7 protein-coding genes are annotated in these 9,802 nt (G+C 69.2%); 5 read left to right on the forward strand and 2 right to left on the reverse strand.

The window, feature by feature from the left end:
* Positions 1-101: 101 nt before the first annotated feature.
* Genes ACK3BB_RS22345 through xylA form a run of 3 tightly spaced genes read left to right on the forward strand, consistent with a single transcriptional unit; the run spans position 102 to position 3,506 of the window.
* Positions 102-1,394 carry a sugar ABC transporter permease gene (locus ACK3BB_RS22345; protein WP_428928855.1) on the forward strand — a complete coding sequence of 431 codons (1,293 nt, stop codon included), beginning with the start codon at positions 102-104 and terminating at the stop codon, positions 1,392-1,394.
* Positions 1,394-2,155 carry an ATP-binding cassette domain-containing protein gene (locus ACK3BB_RS22350; protein ID WP_428928856.1) on the forward strand — a complete coding sequence of 254 codons (762 nt, stop codon included), beginning with the start codon at positions 1,394-1,396 and terminating at the stop codon, positions 2,153-2,155. Before ACK3BB_RS22345 ends, ACK3BB_RS22350 begins: the two co-directional genes overlap by 1 nt.
* Before the next feature lie 49 nt (positions 2,156-2,204).
* Positions 2,205-3,506: a xylose isomerase gene (gene xylA / locus ACK3BB_RS22355; protein WP_428928857.1), complete on the forward strand. Its 1,302-nt coding sequence runs from the start codon at positions 2,205-2,207 to the stop codon at positions 3,504-3,506.
* A gap of 54 nt (positions 3,507-3,560) precedes the next feature.
* Here xylA and ACK3BB_RS22360 read toward each other — a convergent pair whose 3' ends face one another.
* Both ACK3BB_RS22360 and ACK3BB_RS22365 read right to left on the reverse strand, forming a co-directional pair.
* The gene (locus ACK3BB_RS22360) at positions 3,561-4,334 is read right to left on the reverse strand and encodes a sulfite exporter TauE/SafE family protein (protein WP_428928858.1); all 774 of its coding nucleotides are present in this window, start codon (positions 4,332-4,334) and stop codon (positions 3,561-3,563) included.
* Entirely contained in the window at positions 4,331-5,317 is a 987-nt protein-coding gene (locus ACK3BB_RS22365) for a D-2-hydroxyacid dehydrogenase family protein (protein WP_428928859.1), read from the reverse strand. Before ACK3BB_RS22365 ends, ACK3BB_RS22360 begins: the two co-directional genes overlap by 4 nt.
* A gap of 284 nt (positions 5,318-5,601) precedes the next feature.
* On the opposite strand from ACK3BB_RS22365, the gene ACK3BB_RS22370 reads away from it, so the two are divergent.
* Positions 5,602-6,663 carry an AraC family transcriptional regulator ligand-binding domain-containing protein gene (locus ACK3BB_RS22370; protein ID WP_428928860.1) on the forward strand — a complete coding sequence of 354 codons (1,062 nt, stop codon included), beginning with the start codon at positions 5,602-5,604 and terminating at the stop codon, positions 6,661-6,663.
* 190 nt (positions 6,664-6,853) lie between these two features.
* Positions 6,854-9,637 carry a glycoside hydrolase family 9 protein gene (locus ACK3BB_RS22375; RefSeq protein WP_428928861.1) on the forward strand — a complete coding sequence of 928 codons (2,784 nt, stop codon included), beginning with the start codon at positions 6,854-6,856 and terminating at the stop codon, positions 9,635-9,637.
* Positions 9,638-9,802 lie beyond the last annotated feature (165 nt).

Below are 9,802 nucleotides of genomic sequence, written 5' to 3' on the forward strand. Positions count from 1 at the left end.
GATGATCCCGCGCGGGTCCGCCCCTGTGCCCCGACCGGGCGCCGGGCGGGGCCGCGCACCGCGAACCCGATTTCCCTGCACAGAACAAAGCTGAGGTCCCCATGGCAGAGGCCCGAGCCTCCGATCCGTCGACAGGCCGCAAGAACATCTTCAGGACGCTCGAATTCGACACCCGACTGCTGGGTATGGTCGGCGCCTTCGTCGTGGTCTGCCTGGTCTTCAACATCCTGACCGACGGGCGGTTCCTGACACCGCGCAACATCTTCAACCTGACGATCCAGACGGTGTCGGTGGCCATCATGGCCACGGGCATGGTCTTTGTCATCGTCACCCGCCACATCGACCTCAGCGTCGGCTCGCTGCTGGCCACCTGTTCGGCCATGATGGCAATCACCCAGACCCAGTTCCTGCCCGGGCTGGGCCTGGATTACGGCAACCCGCTGATCGCGCCGCTGGCCATTGTCGTCGGCCTGCTGACCGGCGCGGTCATCGGCGGTCTGCACGGCTGGCTGGTCGGCTACCTGACCATCCCGGCCTTCATCGTCACCCTGGGCGGCCTGCTGGTCTGGCGCAACGTGGCCTGGTACCTGACCAGCGGCCAGACGATCGGCCCGCTGGACGACACGTTCCAGACCCTGGGCGGCATCGGCGGCACCCTCGGCGTGACCGGCAGCTGGGTGCTGGGCATCCTGGCCGTTCTCGTTGCCTGCCTGGCCATCTGGCAGGCCCGGCGCGCGCGCATCGCCCATGAATTCCCGGTCAAGCCGGTCTGGGCCGAATTCGTGCTGATGGCCATCTCGACCGCCCTGATCCTGGGTTTCGTCGCCACGCTGAACGCCTACGAAGTCCCGACCCGCGTGCTGCAACGCAGTTTCGAAGCCCGGGGCGAGACCATGCCCGAAGGCTATACCCAGGGCTATGGCGTGCCGTTCTCGGTGCTGCTGCTGATCGCCGTGGCCGTGGTCATGACCCTGGTCGCCCGGCGCACGCGGCTGGGCCGCTACATCTTTGCCACCGGGGGCAACCCCGATGCGGCCGAGCTGTCGGGCATCAACACGCGGCTGCTGACCGTCAAGGTCTTTGTCATCATGGGCGTGCTCTGTGCCCTGGCCGGCGTCGTGGCCTCGGCCCGGCTGTCGTTCCATTCCAACGACATCGGCACCCTGGACGAACTGCGCGTCATCGCCGCGGCGGTCATCGGGGGCACCGCCCTGGCCGGGGGCATGGGCACGATCTACGGCGCCATCCTGGGCGCGCTGATCATGCAGTCGCTGCAATCGGGCATGGCCATGGTCGGCGTCGACGCGCCGTTCCAGAACATCGTCGTGGGCACCGTGCTGGTCGTGGCCGTGCTGGTCGACATCATCTATCGCAAGCGCACGGGAGACAGCTGATGGTGGACAGAAGCGGAACCCCCCTGGTCGAGATGCGCGACGTCTCGGTGGCCTTCGGCGGCATCAAGGCCGTCGACCATGTCAGCGTCGATCTCTATCCCGGCGAGGTCGTCGGCCTGCTGGGCCACAACGGCGCGGGCAAGTCGACCCTGATCAAGTGCCTGTCGGGGGCCTACAAGATGGACACCGGCGAGATCCGGATCGACGGCGAAAAGGCCGAGATCCACAATCCGCGCGATGCCCGGGCCTTCAACATCGAGACGATCTACCAGACCCTGGCCCTGGCCGACAATCTCGACGCGGCTTCGAACCTCTTCCTGGGGCGCGAGCTGACGACGGCCACGGGCTTTGTCGACGACGCCCGGATGGAAGCCGAGACCCGCAAGATCATGGGCCGGCTCAATCCCAACTTCCGCAAGTTCCAGGACCCGGTGAAGGCCCTGTCGGGCGGCCAGCGGCAATCGGTGGCCATCGCCCGGGCGGTCTATTTCAACGCCCGCATCCTGATCATGGACGAACCCACCGCCGCCCTGGGCCCGCAGGAAACCCAGATGGTGGCCGAGCTGATCCAGCAGCTCAAGGCCCAGGGCCTGGGCATCTTCCTCATCGAACATGACGTGCACAGCGTGATGAACCTCTGTGACCGGGCCTCGGTCATGAAGAACGGCAAGCTGGTCGGCACGGTGAATGTCGACGAGGTCACCGACGAGGACATCCTGGGCATGATCATCCTGGGCAAACAGCCCGGCGCCGGCTCCTGACCGGCCGGCGCATTCCCCACACCCTGAACCTTATGACCGAGTGGCCGACATGACCGACTTTTTCGCAGGCATCCCCAAGCTGGCCTATGAAGGGCCCGAGACCGACAACCCCTTTGCCTATCGCCACTACAACCCCGACGAGGTGGTCATGGGCAAGCGCATGGAAGACCACCTGCGCTTTGCCATCGCCTATTGGCACAGCTTCGCCTGGGAAGGCGGCGACCCGTTCGGCGGCCAGACCTTTGACCGGCCCTGGTTCGGCTCGACGATGGACCTGGCCAAGCTGAAGGCCGACGTGGCCTTCGAGATGTTCGACATCCTGGGCGCACCGTTCTTCTGCTTCCACGATGCCGACGTGCGCCCCGAAGGCGCCGATTTCGCCGAGAACACGCGCAACCTCGAAGAGATCGTCGATTACTTCGCGGCCAAGATGGAAAGCTCGAAGACCCGCCTGCTGTGGGGCACGGCCAACCTGTTCACCAACCGGCGCTTCATGTCCGGCGCGGCGACCAACCCCGACCCGGATGTCTTTGCCTGGTCGGCGGCCACGGTGAAGACCTGCATGGATGCCACCCACAAGCTGGGCGGCGAGAACTACGTGCTGTGGGGCGGCCGCGAAGGCTATGAGACCCTGCTGAACACCGACCTGACCCGCGAGGCCGAACAGGCCGGGGCCTTCCTGTCGATGGTCGTCGACTACAAGCACAAGATCGGCTTCAAGGGCGCGATCCTGGTCGAACCCAAGCCGCAGGAACCGTCCAAGCACCAGTACGATTACGACGTCGCCACGGTCTATGGCTTCCTCAAGCGCTTCGGCCTCGAGAACGAGGTCAAGATGAACATCGAACAGGGCCATGCCATCCTGGCCGGCCACAGCTTCGAGCATGAATTGTCGCTGGCCGCCTCGCTGGGCATCCTGGGGTCGATCGACATGAACCGGAACGACTACCAGTCCGGCTGGGACACCGACCAGTTCCCCGACAACGTGCCCGAGGTCGCCCGGGCCTATTACGAAGTGCTCAAGGCCGGCGGGTTCACCTCCGGGGGCACCAATTTCGACGCCAAGCTGCGGCGCCAGTCGCTGGATGCCGAGGACCTGATCCTGGGCCATGCCGGGGCGATGGATGTCTGCGCCCGCGGGCTCAAGGCCGCGGCGGCCCTGCTGGAACACGGCGGGCTGGAAGAGGCGCGCAGCGCGCGCTACGCCGGCTGGGACAAACCCGAGAACAAGGCCATGCTGTCGTCCGACCTGGCCAGCATCGAGGCGCGGGTCAAGGCCGAGGGCATCAACCCCGAGCCCGTCTCGGGCCGCCAGGAACGGCTTGAAAACCTCTGGAACCGCTTCGTCTGACGACGGGCACCTTGCGCATTGCTCTCCGCCGGTTCCGGCCGGCGGGGGGCGGGCCTAGCCCGTCAGCCCGGCCCAGATCAGCCGGGCGGCCAGCAGGCACAGGGCCACGTCCAGCGCCCGGCGAAAGCCCCGGTCGCTCATCCGGTCCAGCACCCGGCGCCCGGCATATGTCCCGGCGAACCCGGCGGCGACCAGGGCCAGGATGACCCAGGCCCATGGCCCAAAGGCAAAACCCAGCAACCCGAACATCGCCACCTTCAGCCCGTGCTGGATGGTCATCATGGCCGCCTGCGTGGCCACGTGGGCATGGCGCGGCAGGGCCAGGCTTTTGACATAGGTCGCGACAAAGGGGCCGGTGGCCCCGAAGAACATGGTCAGAAACGACGACACCCCGCCGGCCAGCCAGCCCGACCGGGCCAGCCATTTCGGCGGTTTCAGGACAATCGACCACAACACGAAAAGGCCAACCCCCAGCTGCACGAAGCGCGGGGGCAGGTCGACGACCACGGCCCCGCCGATGGCACAGCCGATCAGCGCGCCGACGACAAAGCCGGGCAGGGCGGCGCGGTCCACGCTGCGCAGCAACAGCAGCGCCCGGCCGGTGTTCGACCCCAGCTGCACCACCCCGTGCACCGGGATCAGCGCGGCCGGGGGCAGCAGCACGGCCATCACGCCCAACAGCATCACCCCGCCGCCGATGCCCATGGACGCGGTGATGAACGACCCGGCAAAGCTGGCCACCATCAGCCCGGCCATGGCCAGGGCCGACAGGCCGTCCGGCAACAGGCTGGCAAGCGTCTCGGGCACCAGCCCGGCCAGGGCGCTCAAGACCGGCCCGTCGGCGCGACCTCGGGGTTGATCACGTGGATCGGCGCGCCCCGGGCAAAGGCATTCACCTGGTCGAAGATATCGGCGAATTGCTTGTCCAGCTCGTCTTCGGTGACAAAGCCGATATGGGGCGTGGCCACCAGGTTGGGCAGGGCCAGCAGCGGGTCATCCACATCGGTCAGCGGCTCGGTGTCGAACACGTCGATCCCCGCGCGGCCCGGCCGCCCGGCGCGCAGCGCGTCCAGCAGGGCGCCCGGGGCGATCAGGCCCGCCCGGGCGGTGTTGATCAGGCTGGCCGTGGGCTTCATCAGCGCCAGGTCCTCGGCCGTGATCGTCGCCCGCGTGGTCGGTGTCAGGCGCTGGTGCAGGCTGACCATGTCGGCCCGGGCAAAGAACTCGGCCCGGCTGTCGGCCAGCCGGACACCGTCGGCCGCCGCCCTGGCCCGGCCCGCTTCCGACGCCCACCAGATCACCTCCATGCCGAAGGCCTCGGCATAGCGCGCCACGGCCCGGGCGATCCGGCCATAGCCGTAAAGCCCCAGCACCCGCCCGGCCAGGGTCTGGCCCGGGGCCAGCTGCCAGCCGCCGGCCTTCAGCGAGGCCACCTGGGCCGGCAATTGCCGGGCACAGGCCAGCATCAGGGCAAAGGTCAGCTCGGCCGCGGCCACCGAATAGCCGCCGTCGCCCTTCTGGTTGGAACACAGCATCACGCCGCCGGCCGTGCAGGCCGCGACATCGACATGGGGATAGGCTCCGCGCTGGCTGATCAGGCGCAGCCCGGGCAGGCGGCCCAGCAGGTCGGCGGTGATGGCCGTGCGCTCGCGGAACAGCACCAGCCCCTCGGCCGGGGCCAGCCGGTCGGCCAGGACGGCCGGGTCGTCCACATGGTCGGTCCAGACCGTCACATCATGCCCGGCCAGCCGGGCGAAACAGGGCAGGCCCCGCAGGGTGTCATGCCAATCGTCGAGGATGTGGATCTTCATCGCGCCGTCCCCCGGCCCGGATATGCCCGGCCCGCGCCGGCCTGTCGGATCGTCATGGTCTTGCCTCCCGTTGCGCCGTCCCAGCCTATCGGCCGGCACGGCCTGCGCCATGGCCCGCGACTATGCCAGCCGGCCGGCGGGCGCAACTGTCAACAGTTTACGCATCCGCCTGGGGGGCTGCCCGAAATGCGGGCCGCGCCGGTCTTTCGGTTGGCGGCCATTGGCCCTAGACTGGCCCGCGCAGCCACCGCAGCCACTGGGCCAGGCAAGGGGACCTGACGGCCATGTCACTGATGCAATGGGAGGTTCCGCCGCATTCGGCGCTCAACATCCTGCGCCGGGCCGAGGCGCGCGGGCTGTCGGCCGATGCCCTGCTGGCCGCCACCGGCCTGCCCGCCGATTTCGCGATGGCCCCGCCCGAGCGCATCCGCGTGACCGACGAGCTGGCCCTGCTCGAAGCCGCCGTGACCGGGCTGGGCGACGAGATGGCCGCCTGCGAGATCGGCCTGCAATTCGACCCGCGCCGGACCTCGCTGCTGTCCTACCTGCTGATGAATGCCCGCACCCTGGGCGACGGGCTGGCCAATGCCCACCGCTACCTGCGGCTGGACCGGCGCCGGGCCATGCTGGTCGCCGGGGCCGAGGGCGCAGGGACGGACGGCGCCGGGTTCCTGCTGCGTTTCGAGGCCGGGTCGGAGCGGCTGCGCCGCCACGCGCTCTACACCGAGCATTTCCTGGGCCTGATCCAGGCCACCGTGCTGGCCGCCGTGGGCCGGCCGGTCACGCCGATCGAGCTGCGCCTGTCCCATGACCGGCCCGCGCCCTACCTCGCCCGCATGGCCGGGCGGTTCGGGGCCGAGGTTCGCCCCGGCCGCGACGCGCCGGGCATCCTCTATGCGCCCGACGTGGCCGCGCTGCCCCTGGCCGATCCCGACAGCGCCCTTCTGGCCCACCTGACGGCCTATGCCCACCACCTGATGGCCAGCCGGCCCGACCGCCAGGCCGGCGAGCTGGGCCGCAAGGTCGAGGCCGAGATCGCCGCCCGGCTGGTGCACGGCGCGCCGGCGCAGCAGGATGTCGCCCGGTCGCTGGGCATGAGCCCGCGCACCCTGACCCGCCGGCTGGCCGAACAGGGCGACAGCTATCGCGCGATCCTGACCGCCCTGCGCCGGGACCTGGCCCGCGATTACCTGCGCGATCCGACGCTGGGACTGGCCCAGGTGGCCCATCTTCTGGGCTATGCCGACCAGACCAGCTTTACCACGGCCTACAAGGCCTGGACCGGCACGACGCCCGGCGCGGCCCGCGGCGATCACCGGGCATGGCCGGATCGCCAAGACCTTTGACCGGCATTCCAAAGGCTTGCGCGCTGCACCCCGCGACCCGCTGACGTAGGCTGGTCGCGCATGCCGGGCGGCCCAGCAGCCCAGTGGCCACGTCCGGCACGCCCCAGACCCAGTGCACAATCCCGGTGCCCATACCCTGTGCCCAGCCCCTGGGCCCGGACCATGCGCGCGCCTGACCGAGGACAGCCCGATGCCCGACATGCCCTTCTTCCGCCTTGTCTCCGACCACCTGCCAGAGACCGACCGCCCCGGGATCGGCCCCCTGATCGACAGCGACCGGCTGGTCTTTGCCCCCGCCCTGCGCGCCCGCTGGGACGGCCCGGCTGCTGCCGCCGAGATGCCCGGCGGGGCGATGGCCATTCCCTTCAGCGGGGCAAGAGCCACGCCAGCCGGGGCAGCAGCGGCCATAACACCCGGCGCGGCAACGGCCATAACTCCAGGCGCAGCAACGGCCGCGATGACCAATGCGTCGACGGCCACGATCCCCGACGCCGCAACGACCACCCTTGGGCCGGCGACCACGACAACCAACGCAGCCCGGGCCACGATGCCCGACACGGCCGCCGCAACGGCGGCACCCGACCTGCCAAGCTTTGCCTGGCGCCTGGGCAACGATTGGGGCACCGGCTTTACCGCCTACATCGACATCACCAACACGACCGGCAACGTCATCGAGGATTTTGCCATCCTGATCGCCGCCCCCGGATTTGCCGTGACCAACATCTGGGGCGGCACGGCCGAAACCCTGGACAATGGCGACATCCTGATCACCGGCGTCAGCTGGACGACCAACCTGGCCCCCGGCCAATCCGTATCGCTGGGCTTCAACGGCGCGGGCCGGCCACCAGCGGCCGACGCCCTGCGCTATTCGGTGGTCATCGACGGCCAGACCCACGTGATCGGGGCCGAGCCCCCGGACCAGCCCGGCGAGGACCAGACCGGCAGCGGGACCGGCACGCCGACGGACGATCCGGACGACGGCCCCCAGGACGAAGAACAGAACGGCGGACAGGACGGGGGGACGGACGAGGAACAGGACGGGCAACAGGACGGCAACTCTCCCGATGCCCCGGGCGGCGCGGATACCGGACCCTTGCCCGGCTTCACCTGGCGGCTGGAAAACACCTGGGGCACGGGCTTTACCGCCCATGTCGACATATCGAACGACACCGACCGCGTGGTGCAGGATTTTGTCATCCTGATCTCGGCCCCCGATTTTGCCGTGTCGAACATCTGGGGCGGGCAGGCCGAGACCCTGGCCAATGGTGACATCCGCATCACCGGCCTCAGCTGGACCAGGGACATCGGCGCCGGCCAGGACGTGTCCCTGGGCTTCAACGGGGCGGGCAGCCCGCCGGACCTGTCGGCGCTGAGCTTTGCGGTCGTGATCGACGGGGTGACCCATGCCGTCGTCGAGGGCGAGGGACCGGGCGATGGCGGCAACGGCGACACGCCGGATGGGGGCGATGGCGACACGGGCGGCCAGGCAGGTGGCGACGACACAGGAGGCGATACGGGAAGCAACACAGGTGGCAACACGGGGGGCAACACGGGCGGTGACCCGGATGACCCGAACGATCCGGGCGACCAGACGGATGACCAGACGGGCGACACCGACAGCTCGGCCACGCCCTTTGATGCCGGCGATTACGGCACGGCCCTGTCGCTGTCGATGCAGTTCTACTATGCGCAATATTCCGGCGACCTGCCCGATGACTTCCCGCTGGACTGGCGCGGGGACAGCGCCCTGCAGGATGGCGCCGATGTGGGCGCAGACCTGACCGGCGGCTGGTACGATGCCGGCGACCACGTCAAGTTCGGCCTGCCTATGGCCTTTTCCGCCACCATGCTGGCCTGGGGCGCGGCGGATTACACCGAAGGCTATGCCGCCGCCGGGGCGCTGGACGACCTGCTGACCCATCTCGACTGGGTGACCGACTATTTCCTGCGGGCCTATGACGACAAGGGCACGGCCGACCTGTCCGACGACGTGTTCCATGCCCAGGTCGGCGACGGCCATGCCGATCACGCCTGGTGGGGCGCGCCCGAGGACATGACCATGGACCGGCCGACCTATTCCGTCACGGCCGATGCCCCGGGCACCGAGGTCACCGCCGAAACCGCCGCGGCGCTGGCCTCGGCCGCGATCGTCTTCCGCCAGGCCGGCCAGACGGCCCAGGCCGACCGGCTGCTGGACACGGCCATCCAGCTCTACGATTTCGCCGAGACCTACCAGGGCAGCTATGCCGACGCGATCCCGGAAGTGCGCAGTTTCTACAACAGTTACAGCGGCTTCCAGGACGAACTGGCCTGGGGCGCGGCCTGGCTCTACGAGGCCACGGGCGATGCGGCCTACCTGGCCCGGGCCGAGGCCCATTACCCCGGAGGGTCGACGGGCTGGACGCTGGGATGGGACGACAAGTCGAACGGCGTGGCCATGATGCTGGCCGAGGCCACCGGCGATGCCCGCTACCTGGCCGATATCGACGCCCATCTCGAACACATGATGACCGGGCTGACCCGCACCCCGGGCACCGAGACCAACGCCGGGCTGGCCTGGCTCGATCAATGGGGATCGAACCGCTATGCGTCCAACATGGCCTTCCTGGCCGTCGAACGGGCCAGCCTGGCCGACGCCCGGGGCGAAACGGCCCTGGCCGCCCGGCTGCGCGACTTTGCCTCGGACCAGATCGACTACATGCTGGGCGACAATCCCGACGGCCAGAGCTATCTCGTGGGCTTTGGCGAGGATTACCCGCTGAACCCCCATCACCGGGCGGCCTCGGGGACGACCGATGTGCATGACCCGGCCGACAACCTCTACACCCTGACCGGCGCGCTGGTCGGCGGGCCGGATGCCAACGGGGCCTATTCCGACACGCGCGACGATTACGTGCAGAACGAGGTGGCCACCGATTACAATGCCGGTTTCTCCGGCGCGCTGGCCGGGCTGATCGCCTTCGACCTGGGCTGAGCACGCCGAATGGCGCCTGGCGGCCCCGGACTCTGGTGGCCCCGGAATGACGCCCGAATGACATCCGACCGGGCCCAAGCAGCCGCCCCGGGCCCGGCACCGAGCCCGGGCCCGTTTCATCCCGGCTCTATGCATCCATTTATTGCCTGCGCGCCCGACGGGCGT

The organism is Marinibacterium sp. SX1, assembly GCF_050389775.1.
Lineage (GTDB): Bacteria > Pseudomonadota > Alphaproteobacteria > Rhodobacterales > Rhodobacteraceae > Marinibacterium.

Bases quoted from the DNA above. Each gene is read 5' to 3' on its own strand.
- ACK3BB_RS22345 (WP_428928855.1), top strand. From the start codon at position 102: ATGGCAGAGGCCCGAGCCTCCGATCCGTCGACAGGCCGCAAGAACATC.
- ACK3BB_RS22350 (WP_428928856.1), top strand. From the start codon at position 1,394: ATGGTGGACAGAAGCGGAACCCCCCTGGTCGAGATGCGCGACGTCTCG.
- xylA (WP_428928857.1), top strand. From the start codon at position 2,205: ATGACCGACTTTTTCGCAGGCATCCCCAAGCTGGCCTATGAAGGGCCC.
- ACK3BB_RS22365 (WP_428928859.1), bottom strand. From the start codon at position 5,317: ATGAAGATCCACATCCTCGACGATTGGCATGACACCCTGCGGGGCCTG.
- ACK3BB_RS22370 (WP_428928860.1), top strand. From the start codon at position 5,602: ATGTCACTGATGCAATGGGAGGTTCCGCCGCATTCGGCGCTCAACATC.
- ACK3BB_RS22375 (WP_428928861.1), top strand. From the start codon at position 6,854: ATGCCCGACATGCCCTTCTTCCGCCTTGTCTCCGACCACCTGCCAGAG.